Source organism: Pyxidicoccus sp. M6, assembly GCF_055568925.1.
Map to the genome: position 1 here is coordinate 291,736 of NZ_CM145714.1, position 23,759 is coordinate 315,494.

The 23,759-nt window shown below is 72.3% G+C and carries 17 protein-coding genes; 4 read left to right on the forward strand and 13 right to left on the reverse strand.

Annotated elements, in window-relative coordinates; genetic code table 11:
* Positions 1 to 93 precede the first annotated feature (93 nt).
* A complete protein-coding gene (locus ACVTJA_RS01130) occupies positions 94 to 879 on the forward strand; it encodes an MBL fold metallo-hydrolase (protein WP_465833023.1) in 786 nt (261 codons plus the stop codon).
* Between the two features lie 63 nt (positions 880 to 942).
* Here the strand turns inward: ACVTJA_RS01130 and ACVTJA_RS01135 are convergent, their stop codons facing one another.
* From ACVTJA_RS01135 to ACVTJA_RS01165, 7 genes are all read right to left on the reverse strand, one after another.
* Positions 943 to 2,505 (reverse strand): cyclic nucleotide-binding domain-containing protein, encoded by a 1,563-nt coding sequence (locus ACVTJA_RS01135; RefSeq protein ID WP_465833026.1) that lies wholly within the window; start codon positions 2,503 to 2,505, stop codon positions 943 to 945.
* A 190-nt stretch (positions 2,506 to 2,695) separates the two neighbouring features.
* On the reverse strand, positions 2,696 to 5,896 hold the full coding sequence (locus ACVTJA_RS01140; protein ID WP_465833028.1) for a carboxypeptidase regulatory-like domain-containing protein: 3,201 nt from the start codon (positions 5,894 to 5,896) through the stop codon (positions 2,696 to 2,698).
* Between the two features lie 62 nt (positions 5,897 to 5,958).
* The gene (locus ACVTJA_RS01145) at positions 5,959 to 6,786 is read right to left on the reverse strand and encodes an SRPBCC domain-containing protein (protein ID WP_465833030.1); all 828 of its coding nucleotides are present in this window, start codon (positions 6,784 to 6,786) and stop codon (positions 5,959 to 5,961) included.
* Positions 6,787 to 6,831: 45 nt separating this feature from the next.
* Positions 6,832 to 10,056: an AAA family ATPase gene (locus ACVTJA_RS01150; RefSeq protein ID WP_465833031.1), complete on the reverse strand. Its 3,225-nt coding sequence runs from the start codon at positions 10,054 to 10,056 to the stop codon at positions 6,832 to 6,834.
* Positions 10,053 to 11,306 carry a metallophosphoesterase family protein gene (locus tag ACVTJA_RS01155; protein WP_465833033.1) on the reverse strand — a complete coding sequence of 418 codons (1,254 nt, stop codon included), beginning with the start codon at positions 11,304 to 11,306 and terminating at the stop codon, positions 10,053 to 10,055. The genes ACVTJA_RS01150 and ACVTJA_RS01155 overlap by 4 nt, the downstream gene beginning before the upstream one ends.
* 263 nt (positions 11,307 to 11,569) lie before the next feature.
* The gene (locus ACVTJA_RS01160) at positions 11,570 to 12,169 is read right to left on the reverse strand and encodes an NADPH-dependent F420 reductase (RefSeq protein ID WP_465833035.1); all 600 of its coding nucleotides are present in this window, start codon (positions 12,167 to 12,169) and stop codon (positions 11,570 to 11,572) included.
* A 52-nt stretch (positions 12,170 to 12,221) separates the two neighbouring features.
* Positions 12,222 to 12,884 carry a hydrolase gene (locus tag ACVTJA_RS01165; protein ID WP_465833037.1) on the reverse strand — a complete coding sequence of 221 codons (663 nt, stop codon included), beginning with the start codon at positions 12,882 to 12,884 and terminating at the stop codon, positions 12,222 to 12,224.
* 170 nt (positions 12,885 to 13,054) lie between these two features.
* Between ACVTJA_RS01165 and ACVTJA_RS01170 the strand changes: the two genes are divergently transcribed.
* Positions 13,055 to 14,023 carry a LysR family transcriptional regulator gene (locus tag ACVTJA_RS01170; protein ID WP_465833039.1) on the forward strand — a complete coding sequence of 323 codons (969 nt, stop codon included), beginning with the start codon at positions 13,055 to 13,057 and terminating at the stop codon, positions 14,021 to 14,023.
* Here ACVTJA_RS01170 and ACVTJA_RS01175 read toward each other — a convergent pair.
* Positions 14,020 to 17,274, reverse strand: coding sequence for a carboxypeptidase regulatory-like domain-containing protein (locus ACVTJA_RS01175; RefSeq protein WP_465833041.1), 3,255 nt, complete (start codon positions 17,272 to 17,274; stop codon positions 14,020 to 14,022). The genes ACVTJA_RS01170 and ACVTJA_RS01175 overlap by 4 nt on opposite strands.
* Before the next feature lie 110 nt (positions 17,275 to 17,384).
* Between ACVTJA_RS01175 and ACVTJA_RS01180 the strand changes: the two genes are divergently transcribed.
* On the forward strand, positions 17,385 to 18,521 hold the full coding sequence (locus ACVTJA_RS01180; protein WP_465833042.1) for an aminotransferase class V-fold PLP-dependent enzyme: 1,137 nt from the start codon (positions 17,385 to 17,387) through the stop codon (positions 18,519 to 18,521).
* A 76-nt stretch (positions 18,522 to 18,597) separates the two neighbouring features.
* On the opposite strand, the gene ACVTJA_RS01185 is transcribed toward ACVTJA_RS01180, so the two are convergent.
* The 5 genes from ACVTJA_RS01185 to ACVTJA_RS01205 all read right to left on the reverse strand — a co-directional run bounded on the left by ACVTJA_RS01185 (position 18,598) and on the right by ACVTJA_RS01205 (position 22,295).
* Entirely contained in the window at positions 18,598 to 18,918 is a 321-nt protein-coding gene (locus ACVTJA_RS01185) for a hypothetical protein (protein ID WP_465833044.1), read from the reverse strand.
* 140 nt (positions 18,919 to 19,058) lie between these two features.
* The gene (locus tag ACVTJA_RS01190) at positions 19,059 to 19,925 is read right to left on the reverse strand and encodes an SAM-dependent methyltransferase (RefSeq protein WP_465833046.1); all 867 of its coding nucleotides are present in this window, start codon (positions 19,923 to 19,925) and stop codon (positions 19,059 to 19,061) included.
* Positions 19,922 to 20,659 carry a hypothetical protein gene (locus tag ACVTJA_RS01195; RefSeq protein WP_465833047.1) on the reverse strand — a complete coding sequence of 246 codons (738 nt, stop codon included), beginning with the start codon at positions 20,657 to 20,659 and terminating at the stop codon, positions 19,922 to 19,924. Before ACVTJA_RS01195 ends, ACVTJA_RS01190 begins: the two co-directional genes overlap by 4 nt.
* Positions 20,656 to 22,005 carry a sensor histidine kinase gene (locus ACVTJA_RS01200; RefSeq protein WP_465833049.1) on the reverse strand — a complete coding sequence of 450 codons (1,350 nt, stop codon included), beginning with the start codon at positions 22,003 to 22,005 and terminating at the stop codon, positions 20,656 to 20,658. Before ACVTJA_RS01200 ends, ACVTJA_RS01195 begins: the two co-directional genes overlap by 4 nt.
* Positions 22,002 to 22,295, reverse strand: a complete 294-nt coding sequence (locus ACVTJA_RS01205) for a hypothetical protein (protein WP_465833050.1) — start codon at positions 22,293 to 22,295, stop codon at positions 22,002 to 22,004. Before ACVTJA_RS01205 ends, ACVTJA_RS01200 begins: the two co-directional genes overlap by 4 nt.
* Before the next feature lie 567 nt (positions 22,296 to 22,862).
* Here ACVTJA_RS01205 and ACVTJA_RS01210 point away from each other — a divergent pair.
* Entirely contained in the window at positions 22,863 to 23,750 is an 888-nt protein-coding gene (locus ACVTJA_RS01210) for an EamA family transporter (RefSeq protein ID WP_465833052.1), read from the forward strand.
* The last annotated feature ends 9 nt before the right edge of the window (positions 23,751 to 23,759 follow it).

Genomic DNA, 23,759 nt, shown 5'->3' on the forward strand with positions numbered 1-23,759 from the left:
CGATTCTGTCATGGATTCATGCGAACGATGCGCTGGACGCATGTGGACAACTTGGGGACAAGAGGGCCGTTCGCTCGCCGAGAGGTGTCCTGAATGAGCCTGAAGACCGTGTCCCTGGCCCCGGATGTCCTGGTCGTCACCGGGGAGACGTATGCCTCCAACACCACCCTGTTCCTGGACGGCCGCGACGTGCTGATGGTGGACGCGCTCGGCAGCCGGGCGGACGCGCAGGCGCTGCGGCGCTTCGTCCACGAGGAGCTGCGCGCGCAGGTGAAGCTGGCCGTGTGCACGCACGGGTTCAGCGACCACCTGGCCGCGCTCCAGGCGTTCCCCGAGGCGCTGCTGCTGACGCACGAGCGCTTCGAGGACACGTTCCAGGCGGAGCGGTTCCGCTCGGACGAGGAGACGGGTTTCTTCCGCGCGCCGGAGCTGCGGCTCGCGGGGGCCATGCACGTGCGGTGGGGGCGGTATGAACTGGAGGTGTTTCCCAACACGGGCCACACGTCGAGCACGCTGAACATCGACGTGCCGGAGTTGGACCTGCTCTTCTCCGCGGACACGGCGGTGGGGCACATGGCGTACATCGCGTACGGAGCGCCGGAGGCCATCGACGCGGCCCTGGGGCGCTCGGAGGCGCGGGGACGCTCGCGCGTGATTCAGGGGCACAATGGGGTGGTGTCACCGAGGACGCTGGCCTCGGCGCGGCACTACCTGCGGGCGCTGGAGGCGGCGGTGCGCGAGGCGCGCGGCGAGCCGGACCGGGTGCGGGCGATTCGGCTGGGTGATTGCCTGCCCCCGGACGTGCGGGGCAGTGACTTCGAGGCGTTCTTCCACGCGCGCAACCTGGACGAAGTGGTGGCCCGACGGCTGTGGCGGTGACGCTTCAAGCCGCCGCGCGGGCGGCTCCATGAGGTGGTGCCCGGTACTTGTGGCTGCGAAGGCTCACGCCGCAGCGCGGGGCAACTCCATCGCGGCGATGGACATCGGCAGCGCCTGCGGGGTGCTCGCCTCCGCCGCGCGGAGCAGCTCGGGCGAGGCGAGGCGGGGCAGGACGACGAGCTGCGTGCGCTCCTGCGCCACCACGCGCAGCGGGCGCTCCACCTCCAGCAGCATGGTGCCCCGCGCCGTCATCCTCGGCGCCGCGTGCGTCAGCTCCACCGCGCCCGCCAGCACCAGCAGATACGAGCCCGGCTCCAGCATCCGCTCCTGCCGCGGCGCCAGCTCCGCCTGCTCGCCCCGCTGCAGCCAGGTGAGCCGCGCCTTGCGGCCCAGGTGCGCGTAGCGGTCCATGCCCCGCACCAAATCATCGAAGCGCCGCTCCGCGAACGTCCCCCACACGCTCTTGCGCAACCCCGCGTCCGCCTCCATCAGCGGCGCCAGCGCCGCGCGCGGAATCCGCACCAGCGTGGACGCCGCCGCCGTGCGCACCGAGGCCGAGCGCCGCTCGCCCCCCAGCATCGCAATCTCTCCGAACACCGTCCCGCTGCCGAGCTGGTTCACCACCACGTCCTCACCACCCTCCGCCAGCACGTACGCCGCGCCCCGCGCCAACAGGTACAGCTCGTCGCTCGCGTCACCCTTGCGGAACACGTAGCGGCCCGCGGGCAGCTCCACCACCTGCGCGCTCGCGGCCAGCGACTCCAACGCCTGCGTGCCGAAGCGCGCGAACAGCGGCGACGCCTTCAACTGCCGCACCACCTCCGAGCGCCGCAGCTTCGCGCCCCCGGGCAGCCGCCGCGCCAGCGAGCGCAGCGCGTCCATCGGCTTGCGCATGGAGCGGCCGCCCAGCACGCGCAGCACGCTCAGGATGTTGCCCGCCGTCGCCGGCACCAGCGTCACGAGCCCGTGCCCGTCCACGTAGCCCGGGTTCGCCTCCATGAAGAAGCGCGCGGACGGCTTGTCGCACTGCCGCCAGTAGTCCTGCTCCACTTCGGACTCGCGCGTGCGCCAGCCCACCTGCCGCAGCAGCGGGTTGGCCGCGTCCACCTTCTCCAGGCCGAACTCCGTGGCCAGCCCGTCCATGAAGGCCAACAGCTCCGGCGGCACCGGCTGCTCGCGGCGCGGCCAGATTTCGTCGCAGTACTTCGCCAGCAGCGCGTAGCTCGACGGGTGCACCAGCGAGCCCATGTAGTACGTGGGCCGGCCCGGGTGCCGCAGCATGTACTTGAGCACCAGCGACAGGCCGAAGCGCGTGTTGGTGTTGGCCCCGCGGTACGCGCGCAGCGAGCCGGCCTCGGCGCGGAACACCGCCGTCGTCACGCCGTTGAGCGGCTTCTCGAAGACGTGCATCGCGAAGTAGCCCACGATGTCGCCCGCCTCGTTCTTGTGCACCTGGACCCAGGTGTGCTCGGCCTTGGAATCCACCACGTACTTCGCGAACGCGTCCCGCTCCACCCCGTCGAAAATCTGCTGATGCACCGCGTACAGCGCGTCCGTCAGGCGCGCCCGTGCTTCCAGCGACAGCGACTTGGGGACGATGATTTCGGTGCTCGCGATACGGGGCATGGCGGTTCCTCCCGGCTCTGCTGCCAGGGCCCTTGTGCAATCGCGCTGCCATGCTCCATTCGCACGGGGGGCACGGCCTCTTCCGAGGGAGACCGCTCCGCCCGTGTGAGGAAGCGGACGGCGGGTGGGGCCGACGTGCGTCGGGAGGGGACGCGGGCGCGTAGGCGGAAGACGCGAGGGCGGGTGTCGCTCAGAACCCGTCGAACCAGAAGGGCTGCCAGGCAGGCGTCACCTCGCGCGCCAGGGTGCCCCCGGCTGGCACGTCCAATTCCTCGCGGTGGAAGGCCTGCAGCGAACGCTCCACGAGGAAGAGGGTGGCGCGGCCCGGCGGGAGGTTCCGGTACGTCACGGTGCCTGGCAGCGCGCCCTCATAGGGGAACGCACGCGCCTCCACGGGAGGGAAGTCGCGGAACAGGCGCGGTGGCGGCGCCACGCCCGGGAACAGGATGACGAAGCCCGCGGGCGCGGGCACGCGCAGCTCCAGCGTGGTCCCCGTGGCCCGCGCCATCAGGTCGACCGTCGCCAGCCCGCTCGCGGGGACCGTCACGTCCCGTGGCACGAAGACGGTGGAGCCGCGTCTCACGCCGGGGGTAAAGGCGTAGACCCGGTAGCTCCCTGGCTCCAGGCCCTGCACGGTGCCGCTGCTTTGGGTGATTCGATACGAGCGCATCGTCCGGGGCTCGCCTTCACGGTCCAGGTAGACGACGGCATCCAGCGGACTGCCCTGGGCGTCACGGATGGAGAGCTCCATGGAGGCGCCGCGGTCCATCCGCACCGTGAGGCCCATCTCGGCTCCCGTCCCGAGGTCGAGCCGTTGAGTCCGGTAGCCACTGGCCTCCACGAAGAGAGCGCGCGCTTCGGGCTCGATGGCGGGCAGGTCGAAGCTCCCGTCCTGCGCCGTCCTCACCACGCCCCGATGGCCCGAGATGGACATGGCTCCGATTCGCGCATGGGTGGCGAGCACGCTGGCCCCCGCGACGGGGGCGGCTGTCTCCGCGTCCACCACCCGGCCCGAGACACGACGGCCCGGGCCCAGCCGAATCTCACCGAGGTCCACGTCCTCGCCCTCGCGCACCGTCACCTCGCGCGCCACCGGTGCGAAGCCGTTCGCGGAGAAATCCATGCGGTACGTGCCTGCCGCCTCGATGGAACGGGAGAAGACGCCGCGCGGGTTCGCCACCTCGCTCCCATTCTGGATGAAGCGCGTCAGCGGCGCGCCGTCCGGGCCGGTGAGCCGCCCGTGGATGCGGCCCAGATGCTGAAGCACGAGGCGCACCTCGGAGGTGCCCTCGCGAACGCGCAGCCGCTGGAGCTCGGCCTGGCCTCCTCCGGATGCCGAGGGCATGAAGCGATATCCGTCCGCGACGACCTCCAGGAAGACTTCCTTCGTCGAAAGGTGTCGCAGGGTGAAGCGGCCGTCCGCCCCGGTCCGGGTGAAGGGCCGTGGCTCTCCTTCCTGCTCCTTGCGTCTCCACTCGGGGATGGCCGCTTCGGGACGCAGCGCACGGACGCTCACTCCGGGCACGGGCTGGCCGGACTCGTTCACCGCGAGCCCCGTGAGCGTCCACCCTGTCTCCAGGCGCAGGGTCACCTCGGTGGTCTCGCCCTGGCGCAGCTCCACGGGCTGGGACGTGGAGCGCTCCACGCCGCCCGAGACGTGCGTTGCTTCCACCACGTAGCGGCCCGGCTCCAGGCCCCACAGCGAGAAGTGTCCCCGCGCGTCCGTGAGGCCTTCGATGGAGGTGTCAGCTTCGGGCCCGGGCTTCGAGCCGCGCTCCGCCGCAAAGAGCTGCACGAAGGCACGGGGAATGGGTGTGCCCTGCTCGTCGGTGAGCGTCCCGGACACGCGGGCCTTGCGAGGCAGCACCACCTGGACCTGGGTCGCGGGGGCCGTGACGGCTTGCTGCACGCGGATGCGGTCATCCTCGGCGCGTGCCTCGATGTCGAAGCCCCCCGGCTCGGGAGCCTCAAGCTGGAAGCGGCCTTCCTCGTCCGAGAGGGCGAAGTCCAGCTCCATGCTCGTTCCCTCCTCGTCGGTCCGCGTCAGCTTGATGAAGACCTCGGAGACCGGATGGCCCGCGTCGTCGACCACGAGGCCTTCGATGGGGACGGTGCGCTCGAGCGTGAAGTCCGCCCGGACATTCCCCGTCCCCGACTTCACGTTCCGGAGCTGGTGACCGTAGCCGGCCGCGAAGACCCGGACGTGCAGGTCGCCAGGCTTCATGGGGCCGAGCTGGTAGTGGCCCTCGGCGTCGGTGTCTGCTTCGTACACGTCTCCGCGCACGCTCGCGTCCGCGATGGGGTGGCCGGCCTCATCACGCACCGTGCCCTCCAGCAGCATCGCGGTGCCCAGTTCCAGGAGGACCTCTGGGGGCGCCGCGTCCATGTCCACCCGGCGGAAGGCATGTCGCTCGCCGTGCGTGGCCTGGAGCAGGTACGTGGCGGAGGCCGCCAGCCCCTCGAAGGTGAAGCGGCCTTCCGCGTCCGTGGTGGCCAGTCGCTCGGGGCGGAGCGTCCGTGGTGCGCCGACCCGCACCAACCAGGACGACGCCCGGACCGGGACTCCGGGCGTGGGCCGGCCGTCGCTCAGCACACGACCCACGAGGCGGCGGATGCGGGTGAGCATCACCTGCTCGTACTCGGTTCCCTCCACGAGCGCTGGAGTCCAGCCCTCCTTGGAGATGGCGACGCGGTAGCGGCCGAGCGGCAGCGGGCCGAGGCGGTAGCGGCCGTCGGCTCCCGTCTGCGTGTCGAAGAAGCGGGTGTGCTCCACGTGCACGGCCGTCACCCGGGCGCCGGCCAGCGGGGCTCCGTCCTCGCTGGAGACGGTGCCCTCCAGCACGAGGCCCGCGCCGAGCGTCAGCGTGAGGTTCTCGCTGCCGGCCGCGACGTCCAGCCACAGGCCCGCGCCGCGCGCGTCCACCGCCCAGAGCGCGAAGCTTCCGTCCGTCAGGCCATCGAGGGTGAAGGTTCCATCCTCGGCGGTGGAGGTCTCCGCCTGGACGGGCGCTTCACCCTCGTCCCCGAGGACGTAGTCGAGCACCGCGCCGGCGGCCTCGCTCATGCAGCCCGGCAGCATCTCGCGCCACGAGGGACGTTGGAGCACGTCGCCGCAGGAAAGCTCGGACAGCGTCTGTCCCGGCTGGGGTCGCGTGGCCTGGACGCGCACTCCCGCGAGCGGGCCGCTGTCCCCGAGCACGCGTCCGCGGATGCGCAGGTGCCCGTCCGGGCGGGGCGCCGGGGAGGCGAGGCGCGGGCGCATCCGACCGGGAGCGTCGGGTGTCTCGTGCGCTGACTCCGTGGGCGCCTGGTTCCTGCTCAGGGTGATGCCCAGGCCCACGGCCAACGCCAGCACTCCGGTGGCCACCGTGAGCCACATCCCCTTGCGCATGCAGCCTCCGCGAAAGGTCGGCGAGTGTAACAGCGTTGCGCCATGGCTCGGACGGGGAGCGGCTACTTCGCCTCGGCTCGCTTCAGGCCCCGGCCGCCGTAGGCATGAAGCGTCCTCGTGCCGGCCGCGTACCTTCCCGAGGCCCGCGCGCCCTTCGGGACGATGAACTCGCTCCCGGCGGCGAGCGGCATTTCGTTGCCGTTGAGGCTCAGCACGTAGCTGCCCTCGAGGACCACGAGGTACTCGTCGAAGTCCTGGAGGTGCTCGCCCGTGTCCGCCTCCTGCGTCGCATGACAGAGGACGAGCTGGGTGCCGTCCACGCCGTCGAAGACGGAGGCCTCCAGGCCGGGGATGTCCAGCGAGGTGGCCGCCACGCGATTCGCCCCCGTCCTCAGGAAGGCGGGGAAGCCGCCCAGGCCGAAGCGCGCGGTGTACTCGGCGTTGAGCTTCGCGAAGAGTTCCTTGTCGTGCTTCGTCGCGGTCCGGTCGTCGAGCCGCGCCTCCAGGTTGTCGAGGCAGAAGTGCCAGCCCTGCGCGTCGCGCGTCGCCTGCGCCCGGTCCGACGGAATGGTGGTGAAGACGAGCAGGCAGCCGGTGCCCTCCGGCTTCAGCTCCCAGCGCAGCACCTCTCCCTCCCACGTGTATTCGAGCACCCGGGGCGGGTCGAACACCGTGAGCTTCCCGGACATCGCCGAGGCGTCCTGTCCCGGGAAGACGAAGCGCAGCGCGGCGCCCGCCTCGCGAGGGCCGTCGATGCGCGCGGGGAACCAGTGCGCCAGCTCCGCGTTCTCCGTGAGCACGCGCCACACCTTCTGGGGCGGGTGCGCGAGCCGCCGCTCGAAGCGCAGCTCGACGCGGTCCCCCTTCTTCGTCAGCGTTCCGTGCCTCATCGCCTTCTCCTGCTACGGGTGGAGCCCCGGGGCTCGCTGTCCTGCTCAGCCGGCCTGGAGCACGGACACGGGCTGTACCGCGCTCTCCGCCCCGTCGAGCGCCTGCACCCGGGCGCCCTCGGCGGCGAAGACTTCTCGCAGCCACGGGTGGCAGGTGAAGGCAATCACCTGGTGCTGCGTGGAGAGCCGCGCCAGCAGGCGGATGGCGCCGCGTGCGCGCTCCGGGTCGAAGTTCACGAGCACGTCGTCCACGATGAGCGGCAGCGCGCCGCGCGTCTCGCCGAAGTCACGCACCACCGCGAGGCGGAAGGCCAGGTAGAGCTGCTCGCGCGTGCCCCGGGAGAGCTGCGACGCGCTCCAGTCGCGTTCGCCGTCGCCCACGCGCAATTCGCGCTCCTCGCCGGTGGGGATGAAGATGCGGCGGTAGCGGCCACCGGTGAGGATGGCGAAGTTCTCGGAGGCGAGCTGCACCACGCGCGGCTGCTGTTCCTCCTCGAAGCGGCGGCGGGCGCGGGCGAGCAGGGCCAGCGTCAGGCGGTCCGCCGCGTAGCGCGTGGCCAGCTCGGCGGCGCGGGCGCGCAGGGACTCCTCCTCGATGCGCAGCTTCGCCAGCTCGTCGTCGCTCTCCCAGGCCGCGAGCTGGTTGCTGATGGCGCCCAGTTCCGTGAGCACGGCCTTGTGCCGCTCCTGGGCGCGGCTGTGTCGCGTGTGCCCGGACTCCAGGGCGGAGCGCAGTCCCTCCTCGCCGCCCACTTCGCGCAGGGCCTCGCGGACCTGGGCCTCCGTCATGCCGGTGCGAGCCTCGATTCGCTGCGACAGCTCGCGAGCGCGGTGCATGAGCTCGGCGTAGCGGCGGGCCTGCGCGGCCCGGCGGCGGAAGGACTCCTCGTCGGTGCCACCGCCCTCGTTGAGGAGCATCGTGAGGGCCAGCTCCTCCTCGTGCGACAGCCCGTCCAGCCGGGCCTTCTCCGCGAGCAATTCGCGGCGGCTCTCCTCGAGGACGCGGCGCTCGGCGCTCTGCTCGTGCACCGTCTTCAACGCGGAGTCGACGCGCGCGGCGATGGTCTCCAGCGCGCCCGGTGTGGCTCGCGCCTCCGAGGCCACCAGCCCCGAGGCCAGTCCCGCCGCCACGGCCTCCTCCCACAGCAGCCACGCCACGGGAGCACAGGCCCGCTCATCCACCTCGAGCACGGCCTCCTCCGTGCCCACGTCCTGGAGCCGCTGCCGGAGCGCCGCCGCGTCCCTCCACAGCGCCAGCGCGGCTGGAGCGGGAATCGTCAGGGGGAAATGCCGCGCGGCCAGATGCCCGGACAGCTCGCCCGCGAGCGAGGCCTGCCGTGCCTCGGCGTCCACCACCGCCTCGTCCGCGCGCTGCTCCTCCAGGCGCGCTTCTTCATGCTCCTCGCGGAGCTTCTGCTCCTCGCGCAGCAGCACCTCGCGTCGTCCGGCCTGCTCCAGCGCCTCGGTCAGCGCGGCCTCTCGCGCCGCCATGTCCGCCTGGGTCGCCACCGGCGTCATGCCGGCCTCCGCGGACGCGCTCAGCAGCTCGCGGTGCATCAACTCCTCGCGCCCCGCCAGCCCCGCCAGCGCCGAGCGCAGACGCTCCTCCTCCTGCTGTCTCCCGCGCTGCCTCGCCGCGTGCGCCTCCAGCCCCGCGTCGCGCGCGGCCTCCACGCGGCGCCGTGCCAGCTCCAGCACGCCCGTCAGCAGCAGCCCGCCCAAGAGGACCAGCGCTCCCGCCACCGTCCCCTCCAGCAGCCACGCCACCACCGCGAGCACCACCGTCACCGCCGCGACGGTCGGCACCCACCACATGGGCAGCACCACCTCTCCCGGTGGTGGCTCGCCCTGCGCACGCGCGTTCTCGTACTGCCGCCGCAGCTCGGCGCGCTGCTCGCCCAGCCGGTCCAGCTCACTCCTCGCGCCGCGCAGCCTCGCCAGTCCGGCCTGCTGCTGGCGCACCTGCACGGGTCGCCACTCCGGCAGCGCCGCCAGCTCCGCTCGCACGCGCTCCACCGCGCCGTCCAGCCGCTCCCGCTCCGAGCGCGCCCGCATCCGCGCACCCGACGCCTCGCGCCGCTCCGTCTCCACCGCCGCGAGCCGCGTGGCCAGCTCCTCCAGCGCCGCGCGCACGCTCGCGCTCAGGTCCAGCTTCAGCAGCCCGGGCCCGTCCACCGGCAGGCCCAGCTCCCGCAGCTCACGCTCCACCTGCCGGCGTTTCTCCTCCACCGCCGCGCGCCGCGCGGGCAGCGCCCGCAGCAACCCCGAGCGCTCCGTGTACGCGGCCAGCGCCAGGTGCAGGGTCTCCTCGCGCCCGCGCACTGGAGACGGCGCGGTCAGCCGCGCCAGCCCCGCGTCCACCGCCGCCAGCTTCTCCGCCAGCCGAGCCCCTTCCGCGCGGTAGCTGCGGCGCCGGTGCAGCGCGTCCTCCAGCCGGGCCTCGCCACCCTCGGGGAAGCGCTCCAGCGCGGGCAGCGACTCCAGCTCCGCGCGGGCCTCCGCGAGCGCCGACACGTCCGACAGCGCCGCCTCCAGCCGCGCCAGCCGCTCCAGCTCGCGGCCCATGTCGTGGAGCTCCGCCTCCAACTCGTGCTGCTCCACGCCGCGCGCGGCCAGCCGCTCCTTCTCCGCGAAGTACCGCGCCGGCCGGTCTCCCGCCTCGCGCAGCCGCGTCTGCACGTCCTCCAGGGCGCGCAGCGTCTCGTTCAAGAGCGGCGTCTGCCCGTTCGGCTTGTAGAGGGCGCCCGCGCTCTTCTCCAGCCGCGACACCACCTCGGGAAGCCGGCGCGCGCCGCGCATGCTCGCCGCGACGAGCGCCTCCGAGGCACCGCGCTGCTCGGTGAGCCGCTCGAAGCCGGCGAGCTCGTCCAGGCGGAAGGCGAAGACATCGAAGAACAGCTCGCGCGACACGTGTCCCAGCGCGTCCTGCACCCGCTCCCAGGGCAGGGGACTGCCGTCCGGCCCGAGCACCGTCGGCTCGCCCTTGGCCTTGCGTCCCGTCGCCATGCGCCGCACCAGCAGCGGCCCCGCCTCCGTCGCGAGGCGCAGCTCGCCGCCGAAGGGGCCACCGTCGCGAGGCTCGTACCGCTCCGGGTGTCCGTTCTTCTCGAAGCCGAACAGCATGCTGCGCAGGAAGGCGAGCAGCGTGCTCTTCCCCGCCTCGTTGGGCCCATGGAGCAGGTGCATGCCCGGCCCCAGCTCTCGGTGGAGATGGGAGAAGCGGCCAAAGCCCTGCACGCGCAGCGAGTCGATGCGCAGCCCCGGCTTCATGACGCGTCCTCCTCGTGCAGCGACTCCGCACCGTGCAGCCCCGCTCCGATGACCCACTCCGGACGCGGCGTGCCCAGCACGTCCACGCCCAGCCGCTTCAGCCGCTGGCCCAGGCTGCCCAGCGCCTCCTGCTCCCAGAGTCGCGCCAGCTCCTCCGGGCTCTCCGCGAGGAAGCGCGCCTCGTCCAGCAGCGTGCGAGCGAAGCCGCCCGCCTCGTGCAGCGCCTCCAAATCCAGCTCCGGGCGCGTGCCGTCCTTCAGCGACTCCAGCAGCACGGGCGGATGGCCTCGCGCGAGCCGCTCACGCAGCTCCGTCTCCACCTGCGCGAGCGCGCCGGGCCGGGCCAGCTCGCGGTGCAGCGGGCCTCTTCCCGTCAGCGTGAGCCGCACCGCGTGCCCGTCCAGCTCCGTCGCGCACCGGGACTCCACCGCCTCCAGCGCCGTGGCCACCAGCGCGTCCAGCGTGGCCACGCCCGACAGCGGCAGCTCCAGCTTGTGCCAGCGCACGCCGTCCACGGGGACGAAGCGCCGCCGCGTGCCGCCGTCCTCCACCTCCACCAGCATGCAGCCGCGCTCGCCGGACTCGTGCGCGTGACGGCCCTGCGGATTGCCCGGGTACACCGCCACGCCGCCGCCGGGGAGCGGATGCTCCGCGCGCGTGTGCACGTGGCCCAGCGCCCAGTAGTCCAGCCCTCGCGAGCCGAGGCCCGCCGCCGTGCACGGCGCGTAGTTGGCATGGCCCTCCGCGCCGCCGAGGTTGGCGTGCAGCAGGCCCACGCTGAAGCCTTCGCTGGTGCGGCGGAAGCGCGCGGACAGGTCCTCCCGCACCTCCACGTCGGGATAGGAGATGCCCTGCACGCGGCACAGGTGGCGGCCCTCGCGCACCACCTCGGCCTCCTCCCAGTCCGGGCCGAAGACCTTCACCGACGCGGGCAGGCCCAGCGTGCCGGTGTCGCCGCTCAGCGGGTCATGGTTGCCGTGGACGATGAAGGACTGGATGCCCGCCACGTCCAGCCGCTCCAACTCGCGACGCAGGGCGAGGCGCGCGCGCACCGAGCGGTCCTTCACGTCGAACAAGTCTCCCGCGAGCAGCAGGAAGGCCACGCGCTCTCGCAGGCACAGGTCGACGATGCGAGTGAGCGCGCGGAAGGTGGACTCCTGGAAGCGGACGGGGAGGGGCCCGGGCACGGCCACCCCCCGAAACGGCGTGTCCAGGTGCAGGTCGGCGGCATGGACGAACTTGAAGGGCATGGCCGCCATCCACCGTACCCGAAGCCATGCGCGGGCCCGATTTTCCGGCCCGGCGCCGATGGCTGGCGGACAACCACCTGCCCTACGGGCCGAGTCGGATTCGTCTGGACACCACACCGGGTGTAGCCGGGGTGACAGCGCGTCCGTGAAGGGACCTGGCGGGCCCGTGGGCGCGGGCTCCGGAAGCGGGGCTCCACGACAGGTCGGGTGCCCGGAAGGGAGGGCTTCCTCCCCGCCGGGTGAGGCACCCCGCTCGCCCTGCCTCAATCCAGCTTGAGGAGGTTCAGCGTCGGCAGCGGCCCGCCGGGGAACTGCTGCAGCTTCCCGCCGACCGCGAGGCTGCCCAGGTCGACGGTGGCGAAGCCCGCCTGCGCGAAGAGGCTGCCCACCTCCGTCTTGGCGCCCGCGTTGTCACCCGACATGAACAGCACGCGCTGGCCACTGGCCTGCCGGGGCTCCGCCGCGAGCACGGCGGCAAGGAGCGTGTTGGCCGCCTTCACCACGCGCGCGCCTGGAGCGAGCGACGCGACGACTTCGCTCGATGTGCGCCCGCCCAGGTCGGCGAGGCGGAAGCCGGGCAGGAGCACGGGGTTGGTGGCATCCACCAGGATGCGGCCGTTCCACGCGGGCAGGCCGGACAGCGCGTCGCGCACCTGCTCCCAGGGAACGGAGAGCATCACCACGTCCGCGGCCGCGGCCTCCTGCCGCGTGCCCGCCCGGGCCTTCGGGCCGAGCTGGCGTACCAGCCCCGCCAGCGTCTCCGGCCCACGGCTGTTGCTGACAATCACTTCATGGCCGGCCTTCGCCATGTGGCCCGCCAGGGCCTGACCGATGCTGCCCGCGCCGATGATTCCAATCTTCATGACACGCTCCAGGTACCGCCAAGAGAGAAAGGGGAAGTCGTCCGCCGCGCCGTCACTTCGCGTGCGGCGTGTTGAGGAGCTGCTGCTCCCAGAGGAAGCTGGTGCCGACGTTGCCCATGTGCTCCACGAGCAGCTTCGCGAGCTCCGGCACGGTGGCCTCGCGGGCCCAGTCGCGCTGCAGCTCGGAGGCGAACACCGTCCAGGTGAGCGGCACCGCGCCGGCCTGCACCATGCGCTGAATCGCCATCTCGTGCGCTTCCAGGCTGACGCCGCCGGAGGCATCCGTGACGATGTAGACCTCGTAGCCGTCGCCGAGCGCGTGAATCACCGGCATCGCGAGGCAGATTTCCGTCCACAGCGCGGCCATCACAATCTTCTTCCGGCCCGTCTTCTTCACCCACTCCACGATGCGCTCGTCCTCCCACGTGTTGATGAAGGTGCGGTTGATGGGCTTCTGCTCGGGGAAGACGTCCTGGAGCTGCTTGAGGAGGTAGCCGCCGCGCTCCTCCAGCACCGTGGAGAGCAGCGTGGGGACCTTGAACAGCTTCGCGGCCTTCGCCAGGCCCACCACGTTGTTGATGACGGACTGGGTGTCGTGGCTGCGCAGGCCGGCGAACTGGAACGGCTGGTGGTCGATGAGGATGAGCACGCAGTTGTCGGGGGTGAGCAGCGCGTCGAGGCCGGCCTTCGGGTTGCGGGTGTTGTTGGCGTTCATGGTCGTTCTCCAGGGAGCTGCGGGTGTTGGGGCTGGACCGCCGCGGTCCGTGCCCGGCTGCTGATGGGAGGACAATGCGCTCGGGAGACCTCTCGCAGTAGATGGGACTCCGCAGCATCACTTTAAACATCGTGTTTAAAGGGCCGCCGCGCGGGTAACGTGGCTTCCGCATGGAGAACCTCATCACCCTGGAGTCGTTCGTCCGCAGCGCGCAGTCGCTGAGCTTCTCGGCGGCGGCGCGCGGACTGGGCCTGACGCCCGCGGCCGTGAGCCAGAGCGTCGCGCGGCTCGAGAAGCGGCTGGGCGTACGCCTGTTCCAGCGCAGCACGCGCGGGCTGCGGCTCACCGAGCCCGGAGAGCGCTTCCTGCGCGAGGTGAGCGGCGGGCTCGAGACGCTCCAGACGGCCCTCGCCAACGTGTCGCTGGCGGCGGAGCAGCCGGCGGGGATGCTGAAGGTGAGCATGGCCCCCGCCTTCGGGCACGGCTACCTCGTGCCCATGCTGAAGGACTTCCTCGCGCGCTATCCCGCCGTCGTCCCGGACTGGCACTTCGACACGCGGCCGGTGGACCTCATCGCCGAGGGCTTCGACGCGGCGATTGGCGGCGGCTTCGATTTGCCCTCGGGGCTCGCGGCGCGCGAGCTGGCCCGGGCCCACATCATCGCGGTGGCGGCGCCGTCCTACCTGACGCGCGTCAGTCCGCCGGAGGGCCCCTCCGACCTCCAGCACCACGAGGGGCTGCTGCTGCGCTCACCGCTGACGGGGCGCATCCGCTCATGGCCGCTGCGCAACCGCGCGGGAGACCAGGTCGCCGTCGAGATGCGGCCGCGCATGATTCTCAATGACCCCACGGCCCTCACCCACTGCGCGCTGATGGGGCTGGGCATCACCTTCGTCGCGGTGATGGATGTGCTGCCACACCTGCGCGCGGGAACCCTGGTGCGGCTCCTCCCGGACTGGCACGCCGACATCGGGCCCATTTCGCTCTACTACGCCGGGCACCGGCAGCTCCCCGCGAAGACGCGCGTCTTCGTGGACTACGTCGTGGCCGAGTTCAAACGGCAGAACCTCGCCGCGCTGTTCGACGCGAGCGGCGCGCCGGAGGCGAAGGCCCGCAAGGGCGCCGGAGCGAAGCGCTAATCCTTCCAGCTGGCGAGCGCCTGCCACACCGGGGTCAGCTCGCGGGACAGCGTGCCGGACTCGGGGACGTCCAGCTCCTCGCGGTGGAAGTGCAAGACATCCTCGGCGTCGATGACGAGGACGGTGACCCGCCCCGTGGGGACCTGCTGGAAGGCGTACTCGTCGCCGGTCCGCTCGCCGCGCAGTGACAGCGCGAAGGTACGGTTGAGGTCCCGGAAGTGCGCGGGCGGAGGCACGCTGCCGGACATCAACGCAACGTGCATGCGGTGGTTGCTCGGGATGCGCAGCTTCACCGTGATGCCGCCGTCCTGGGGTTCGAAGCGGACCTGGAGCCGGCCGCTGGCGGGCACCACCACGCGCTGGGGGAGGAAGACGGGGAAGCGGCGGTCCCTGTGCCTCTCGGGCTCCAATCGCACCGTGTACGGGCCCGGCGACAGCCCTCGCTGGACGAGTGCGCCCTTCTCGACGAGGAGCCCCATCGTGGAGTCTCCGTCATCCCGGTGGAAGGACACGCGTGCGGGGAGGGGGCGGCCCTCACGGTCCTTCACCGTCACCTCCACCTCGGCGCCCGGGTCCATCCGGACGGTCAGCGTCTCCTGCTCGGGGCTGATGGTGAGCAACTGCTCCACGTAGCCGGAGCGTCTCACGGTGAGGATGGAGGACTCGGAGTCCACGTCGTGCAGCTCGAAGGTGCCATCCTCTTCGGTGCTCCCCAGGTGCCGGTCGAAGGGACGTTCCTTCGCGTTCGCGGGCCGGGAGGTGAGGATGATGCGTGCCGAGGGAAGCGGCTCGGACGTCTCCGCGTCCACCACCCGTCCGCGGAGCGTGCGGCCCCGCTTCATCCTCAGCACGCCGAGGTCCACATCCGCTCCTCCCTGGAAGGGCGTCAGCCTGCGCTGCAGCGGGGCCAGGCCTTCCGCCTCGATGATGAGCGAGTCGTCGCCAGTCTCGAGGGGCACGGCGAAGGCGCCATTCGCATCTTCCACCTGCCGGCCGTTCGCCTCGAAGCGGCGGACAGGCGCGCCATCGGGGTCCACCACCCGTCCGAGGAGATGGGCCTCGCGCTTCAGGACGAGGCGGACCTCGGCCGTGTCCGCGCCGACGCGCAGCGAGTCGCCGTCCTTCCCGGCGGCGCCTCCCGTCGAGCGCCCCGTGTCGAGGCTGTAGCCATACTTCAGGATGCTGACGTCATAGGTGGCCTCCGTCAGTCCCCGCAGGGTGACGCGCCCGTCCGCTCCCGTCTTCACGCCCGCGGGAGCGCCATGGTGACTGTTGCGCCCCTCCACCTTCCAGACGGGGGCGTCCTCCTGGGGAGGGTGCACCCGCACGAAGACGTCAGCGAGAGGCCGACCCGAGCCGTCCACGACGAGCGCGGACAACGTACGTTCGGGTTCCATCCGGAGCTGGACCCGGGTGCGCTCACCGTCGCGCAGCTCCACCTCGCGCCAGGCGCGGTGGGTGAGGTCTCTCGCGTTGTCCGAGGCCAGCAGCAGGTAGTGGCCGGGCATGACACCCTGGAGGAGGAAGCGCCCCTGTTCGTCGGTGGAGTCGTAGCGCCGCAGGTTCAGCTCCTCGCGTCCCTCGGGCTGCTGCAGCTCCACGAGGAAGCCGCGCAGCGGCAGGCCCTGCGAGTCCACCACCGTCCCCTCCACCGAGGCGCCCGGCCGCAGCGTGAGGTGGACGCCGCTCGAAGGAGCACGGACCGGGAAGGCAGCCTGGAGGAAGGGCGCATCCTGGATGTCGATGCGGTAGTCCCCGGCCTCTTCCGCGTCCAGGATGAAGCGCCCTTCCGCGTCCGTCTGGGCGGAGTCCACCATCTCGGAGTCGTCGGGGGCGCCCGGTGGGCCGGGTCGCACGAGGTCGAGCTCGATGCCCGGAAGGGGCTGGCCCGCCGCATCGGTGACGAGGCCGGAGACAGAGGCCGCGCGGGGCAAGATGATGTCCAGGGGACCCATGGATGCGTCGAGCGTGTGTTCCCCGTTCGCGTCCGAGTCGACATACCCGGGCGCACTCACTTCGAGGAGCCAGACGCCGGGTTCGACCGGGCCCGCGCGATAGCGCCCGTCCACGCCCGTGATGGCCTGGAGGGACGTGCTGTGTGCCTCCTCGGATGTCAGCTGCAGCCGGGCGCCGGCGACCGGACGTCCCGAGTCGTCGGACACGGTGCCTTCGACATGCAGCGCGCTGCCCAGCTCCAGGACGACCTCCGCCGGTGTGTTGCCCACCGAGACGTGGGCGAGCGCGTAGCGCTCCTCGTGCGACGCGCTGAGCGAATGCGAGCCCACGGAAAGCACGAGCGAGAAGCGCCCTTGCGAATCGGTGGTGATGCCGCGTGCGGAGTCCCCAGGGACGATGTTGCCTGGAGCCACGCGCACCCGCGTGCCAGGCACGGGAACGCCGCCGGAGAGCACCTGGCCGGAGAGCCGGCCCGCGCGGTGGAGCTCCACCTCGTTCTGCTCCGTCACCAGCTCGTCGAGCGTCGGGAGCCACCCGTCCTTCATGACGACGGCGAGATAACCAATTCCGCTCGGCAGGGGGCCGATGTGGAAGCGTCCGTCCGCGTCGGTGGTGGTGTCGAAGAAGCGCGCGTGTTCCTCGGAGAAGACCGTGACGCTGGCGCCGGGCACGGGCGTGTCCTCGCCGACGACGGTGCCGTCCAGGATGAGGCCCTCTTCCAGCACCAGTTGCACGCCCTCGGTGCCGGCGGGAATGCCGGGGCGTAACACCGCGCCGTGCTCACCCAGGGCCCACAGGGTCAGAGACCCTTCGGGCAGCGCTTCGAGAAGGAAGGTCCCGTCCACGCCCGTAATGGTCTCCGCGTAGACGAGGGCCTCCCCCTCGCGAGTACCGACGAGCTCCTCGATGAGCTCGGGGGTGTTCGGTGCACAGTCGACCAGACTGAAGTCACGGGGGGATGGCCTGGCTGCGTCCACGAGGAATGCCGCCAACTCCTCGGGGCAGGGCAGCTCGGACAGCGTCTGCCCGGGCTCCGGCATTGATGCGGAGACGCGCGCTCCGGCCACGGGTGTGCCGTGCACGTCCACCACGGTGCCGCGGATGCGCAGGCCCGCGCTGGGACGCGGGGGCGCGCTGGGGGTGGAAGCACGGGACGCGCGAGGTGTCGTGGCGGTGCGGTCTTCCCGCTGCGTCGTGGACGCGCCACCGCTCCGGCCCGAGTGAAGCAGCGCCCAGGCTCCGAGCGCGAGCACCGCGATGGCGGCGAGCCCCGACATCCACCGACGCCTGCTCACGAATCCCCTCCGGCGGCATTCCCCAGGCGCAACACGATAGCAGGGCAGGGGAGCGGCGCGCTGAACGCGACACCGCGGGGGGCCGCGCGGCCGTAGACTCCGCGCCCGTCATGCTCCTGCCCGGCCAGAGACACCTCTTCGAGATTCCCGACAACGTCACGTACCTCAACTGCGCGTACATGTCCCCGCAGCTCCGCGCCGTGCGCGCGGCGGGCGAGGCGGCATTGAGCATGAAGGCGCAGCCGTGGCGCCTGAAGCCAGACGACTTCTTCACGCACTCCGAAGCATTGCGCGGCCTCTTCGCGAGGCTCGTCAACGCGGACGCGGACGGCGTGGCGCTGGTGCCCTCGGCGAGCTACGGCATGGGCGTGGCCGCGGCCAACGTGCGCATGCGCGAGGGCCAGCGCGTGGTGGTGCTCGCGGAGGAGTTCCCCTCCAACTACTACCCGTGGCGAGAGGCCGCGCGCCGCGCGAGGGCCGAGGTCCTCACCGTGCCCCGTCCCGACGACGGCGACTGGACGCGCGCGGTGCTGGCGCACGTGGACTCGCGCTGCGCGGTGGTGGCGGTGCCGCACTGCCACTGGACGGACGGCGCGTGGGTGGACCTGGTGCGCGTGGGCGAGCGGGCCCGCGAGGTGGGCGCCATGCTGGCGGTGGACGGCACGCAGTCGGTGGGCGCGCTGCCCTTCGACGTGGACGCCATCCGTCCCGACTTCCTGGTGTGCGCGGGCTACAAGTGGCTGATGGGGCCCTACAGCCAGGGCTACCTCTACGTGGCGCCCAGGCACCGCGACGGCCAGCCGCTGGAGCACAACTGGCTGACGCGCCAGGGCAGCGAGGACTTCGCGCGGCTGGTGGACTACCGAGACGCGTACCAGCCCGGCGCGCGCCGCTTCGACGTGGGCGAGCGCAGCAACTTCCAGCTCGTGCCCATGGCCGCCGCCGCGCTGGGGCAGTTGCTGGAGTGGAACGTGGACGCGATTCAGCGCACGCTGCGCACGCTGACGGAGCGGATTGCGCTCGGCGCCACCCGGTTGCAACTGGAAGTCGCGCCCGAGGCGCACCGGGTGGGGCACCTCATCGGCCTGCGGCGCCGGGGCGGGTACGCGCCCGTGGTGGCGCAGCGGCTGGCCGCACAGGACATCCACGTCAGCGTGCGTGGCGAGAACCTGCGCGTGTCGCCGCACCTCTACAACACGCCGGAGGACGTGGACCGGCTGCTCGCCGCCCTCGCGCCGCTGCTGTAGACGCGCGCATGCGGCGCCAGAGCCCGGGCACTTCCCGGACCCTGGCGCCTTCAGGTGTCACGCGGACCGAATCGCACTACGGGTTGGGCGTCGTGCCGCCCGTGCTGCCGGAGCCGCCCATGCTGCCGGCGCCACCGGTGCCCGCGTCCATCATGGTGCCGGCGTCCGCCTTCTTGCCGCTGCCGCCGGTGCCGCCCGTGGTGCCGGTACTCCCCGTGCCCTGCGTGCTGGAGCCGCCGGTACCCTGGTCCATGCCGCCCGTGCCCGAGCCTCCGGTGCCCTGGCTCTCGGTGGTGCCCTCGCCGCCCGTGCTTTCACGGCTCCGCTCCTGGCACCCCGTCACCGTCATCGCAGCAGCCACCGTTCCGAGCACCACCCATCGCTTGAGAGTCTTCATCGAGACACCCTCCGTGAGATGACTGGCCCAAGGCTGGGAGCGCTGACGCTCCGCGGCACCTGTACCCATGGACCGGTTGCCGTCTGCCCGGGCTGTCAGCAGCCGGGCAGGCGGGCGTTTCATCTCACGTGCTTCGCGCGTCAGCCCACGCGGCGGAGCACGAGCAGCGCGTACTCCAGCCCTCCATCCATCAAGCCCTGCTGCAAGCGCAGGTGCTCCCGGCTGGACTCACGGGCGATGAAGGCAGGCGTGCGAGGGCCATACAAGGCCGCCCGCTCATGGGCGAGCTGCTCCAGCGTGAGGGACCAGAAGCCCACCACGCGCGAGGACACGTCGTCGCGCACCTCCAGCTCGAGCCCCGCGGCGTGCGCGGCGGACAGGTACTCGGCCAGCGTGCCGATGCGCGTGCGCCAGTACCTGTCGAAGGGCGCCGCCGCCTCTGGCCGCCCGACGAAGCAGTCGGAGATGGCCACCAGGCCCCGGGGCTTGAGCAGCGTGCGCACGCGGCGGAACCACTCCGCGCGAGGCAGGTAGCACGCGCTCTCCACCGCCACCACCGCGTCGAAGCACGCGCGCCCCGGCACGCTGAGCGCGTCGCAGAGCAGCGGCTTCACGCGCGCGCTCACTCCCGCGGCCTCCGCGAAGCCGCGCACCAGCTCCGCGTGCGCGGGGACGTTCGTCACCGCCGTCACCCGCGCGCGGTGCTCGGCCGCCCAGTACAGCGCGCCGCCGCCGAGGCCGCAGCCCACGTCCAGCACCTCGCCGCCGTCGGGGAAGCGGCCCACCGCGCGCGCCAGCTCCGCGAGCAGCGCCTCCTGCGCGGCGTGCACCTGCGCGCGCACCACGTCCTCCGGCGCGCCGGGCGGAGGCACCGCGTCCACCAGCCCCGAGTGGTAGTGCACGCGCGGCCCGGGCCCGTAGCGCCGCAGAATCCGCTCCGTCTTCTCGCCGTAGTACCCCGCCACCTCGTCACGCCACGCTTCCGCCATCGAGGCTTCAGCTCTCATGACTCCACCTCCGGGAGAATCGGTTCGATGCGGCGCAGCGCCGCATCCAGGCAGCGCAGGTCATGCCGCCGCAGCGCCTCCGTGGCGGCGCGGGCCCAGCCCACCACCACGTTGCGGTCCTCGCGCGGCATGCTGGTGAAGCGCGTGTCGCGCGAGCGGATGTCCTCCACCACGTGCGCGGCCACGCCCAGCGCTCGGCCGGCTTCCGCCGCGCGCTCCTCCAGCACGGTGCCCGCCCACAGCACACGCAGGTACGCCGCCCACTGCTGGCCGGCGATGCCCTCGGCCACCTGGCGGAACAGCGGCGCCGTCCACTCGCGCGCGCGGACCTCCAGCGCCTGCGGGCCCGCCGCCATGGCCAGCGTGCGCGCGGCCTCGGCCAGCACCGGCGCGGGCACGCCCGCCTGCGCTCCCGCGAGCGTGGCGAAGGCCAGGTTCTGCAGGAGGAACTGCACGCACGGGCCAATGCGCTGCGGCGGCTCGTGGTAGGTGCAGTCACCGTCGATGAGGTCGTCCGCGAGGTTGCCCGCGCAGAAGCTGAAGAAGAGCCCCGCGCCGCGCGCGAGCAGCATCTCCCGGGGCAGCCCGGCCTCGGCGCCGGCTTCATAGAAGAGCGCGAGCGGCCCGGGCTGGCCCGCCTCCAGCGCGGCGAGCACGTCGCGCTCGGACTCCTCCGGCAATTCCAATCGCCGGAGCACGCGCAGGGCCTCCTGGAACAGGGCGCCGCCGCTCATCGGTATTCCCTCGGAATGAGCATGCGCAGCAGGGCGCCGCCGCCGGGCGCGTTCTGCCGGTGCAGCATGCCGCCGCTGGCGCGCAGCAGGCACTCGCTGGTGTAGAGGCCCAGCCCGGTGCCCTGCGGCTTGGTGGAGTACAGCTCCTGGGCGGGGCCCACGAGCCCCGGCGGCTGGAAGCCCGGCCCGTCGTCGGCGATGACGACCTCCAGCCGCCCGCTGAGCGGCTCCACGCGCGCGCGGATGCGCACCTCGGATGCGCAGCGCTCGCCGTCTCCCTCGCACGCGTTGAGGACGAGGTTCTCCACCACCCGGCGCAGCGTGGGCGTGCCGCCGCGCATGAGGGCGCGCAGGGGCGTGTCCTTCTGCGCCTCCACTTCCACCTGGATGTCCACGTCCGGGAAGCGCAGGCCCACGCTGGCCTGCACCGACTCGAGGACGGGAGGCAGCTCCACCGGCTCCGGGTCCGTGCCCGCGTAGCGCCGCCCCTTGGCGCGAATCTCCATCACCATCTCTTTGATTTGCGCGAGGCTGTCGTGGAGCTTCTTCACCAGCTCATCGAACTCCGCCCGGCCGAGCGCGCCGCGCTGCACGCCCATGAGGGCGAGCATGTCCGCCGCGCTGCCCGCGGTGAGGAGCGCGTTGTCCAGGTCATGGTGGTAGCCGAGGATTTCCCCCAGCGCCTGCGACAGGCGGCCCACGTCGCGCTCCTGCTGCTCCAGCAGCTGCGCGTGGACGGCGGCGCGCAGGCGTTCCGCGTCCGCGCGGGCACGGTCATGCTGCACGGCGAAGGTGCCGAGGTAGAGCTCGGCGGCGAGGGCCGCGGGGCCGATGACGCCGAAGAGGGCGAGGTGCTCGTCGCTCTGCCGGAAGGGCAGCGCGGCGAGGAGCGCCACCGCGGTGCCCACGGCGAGGAAGGGCTGGCGCGGCGTCACGCGGTGGAGCCGGCCGTGGAAGGCGGTGGTGAAGAGGAAGAGGGAGGCGAGCACGGCGGCGCCCGGCAGCGCGGACAGCGCCATGAGGGCGGCGACGAAGAAGTGCACGGTGGACACGCCGCAGGCGAGCCACAGCCAGCCCCACGGTTCGATTCGGCGGCGCCGCTGGTGGACGGCGGAGAAGAGCAGGCCGTTGACCAGCATGGGCGCGGCGCACAGGAGCGCGGTGCCGAAGGGGGTGCCGAAGAAGTCGCGCGCGCCCGGCGCCCACGCGGCCACGGCGAGCAGGCCCACCACGAAGGCGGTGAGGGCCAGCCAGGGGCCCACGCCCGCGGCGGCCAGCACCTCGGCCGCGTCCTGGGAGCGGGTCCACCTGCGGAAGGCGGCCGTGGCGGCGTTGCGCGGCTTCATACCGTGGAGGTGAGGGAGTGTCCCGCGAGCGTGGTGAGGAGGTTGGCCTCCCGGGTGGCATTCGCCGCGCGGCGGTTCAGCTCGGAGACGATGTCCGGGTTGCCGCTGCGCAGGACCTGGACCGCCACCTCGCCACCGGCGAGGACGTGGTGCAGCGCCTCCAGCACCGGCTGCAGCGCCGGGTTCAGTGCGAGCGAGCCGTGCGGTCCCTCCACCGCGCCCAGCTCCTGCGTCCGCACCAGGTACTCGCCCATCGAGCTGGCCAGCGTGACGCTGACGATGCGAGGCATACGGATGGTGTCGTTGCCGTCCACTGAGATACCCCCCCGGGCCCGAGTCCGGGCCCTCATCGTGGTTGTACATGCTTCCCACGGCCCGAGTCGCCTCCCCGTCCATGCGTTCGCCTTTCGGGCCTTCATGCCGCGGCTCCACGCGGCGCCGCGGCGACCTGGCGGTCACGGGCGCGTCGCGTCGCGGTGTCGGATTCCCGCACGGGGGCTGCGACGCTGGGGCGGCTCGGACGCCGGAAGGCGCGGGCGTTGGAGTCGCCCCGTGGATGGAACCGACCTTCGTGTGGCCGCATGCTGGTCGCCCCCCCGGGAACCAGGCTCCGCCGTGGAATGCCTCGCGGTGCCGGGCTTCGCCGGCCACCGCACTCTCAGGTGCCGTGGAGCAAAGCGGGACCTCGAGAGTCGCGTCAAACCCATGAGTCGGGGGAGTGTTGTCCAGCGGCTTCGTACGGCCCGTGAGGGCAGGTGGATGACCGGCAGTGGACAGGTGGGGGGCGGCGTCGCGGGGGCGGCCGGGTGACGGATGGGCGTAGGAGGCGTGGCACGTGCGTGCGAAGGTGCGCCGGCATGTCTCGAATGCAGTCGAAGTCGAGCCCGGGCGTGGCGGTGCTGGCGGTGCTGGGTGCGATGAGCACCATCCAGGCAGGCGCCTCGTTGGCGAAGGGGTTGTTTCCGGTGCTGGGCGCGCAGGGGACCACGGCGCTGCGGCTGTTTTTCGCGGCGCTCATCCTGCTGGGAGTGTGGCGCCCGTGGAGGACGAAGCTCACGCGGCGCGAGCTGCGCGTCGTCATGGTGTACGGCGCGGCGCTCGGGGTGATGAACCTGACGTTCTACATGGCGCTGGCGCGGATTCCGTTGGGCATCGCGGTGGCCATCGAATTCACCGGGCCGCTCGCGGTGTCGCTGCTGGCCACGCGCCGGGCGCTGGACTTCGTGTGGGCGCTGCTGGCGGTGGCGGGCATCCTGCTGATTCTGCCGTTGTCGGGGGCGTCGCGGGGGTTGGACTGGCTGGGCGTGGTGTGGGCGCTGGCGGCGGGGACGTGCTGGGCGCTGTACATCCTCTTCGGCCAGCGGGCTGGAGCGGCGGTGCATGGAGGCACGGCGACGTCGCTGGGGATGGTGACGGCGGCGCTGCTGGTGGTGCCGTTCGGCGTGGCGCACGCGGGGCGGACGCTGTTGGACGTGTCGCTGTGGCCGGCGGCGCTGGGCGTGGCGGTGCTGTCGAGCGCGCTGCCCTACTCGCTGGAGATGATTGCGCTGAAGGCGCTGCCGACGCGGACGTTCGGAATCCTGATGAGCCTGGAGCCGGCGCTCGCGGCGGTGTTCGGGTTGGTGTTCCTCCACGAGCAGCTCACGGTGCTGCAGTGGGTGGCCATCGGCTGCGTCATCCTCGCGTCGGCGGGCAGCGCGGCGTCGTCACGGCAGACGGTGGTGCCGCCGGAGGCGGCACCGTGATGGGGCTCA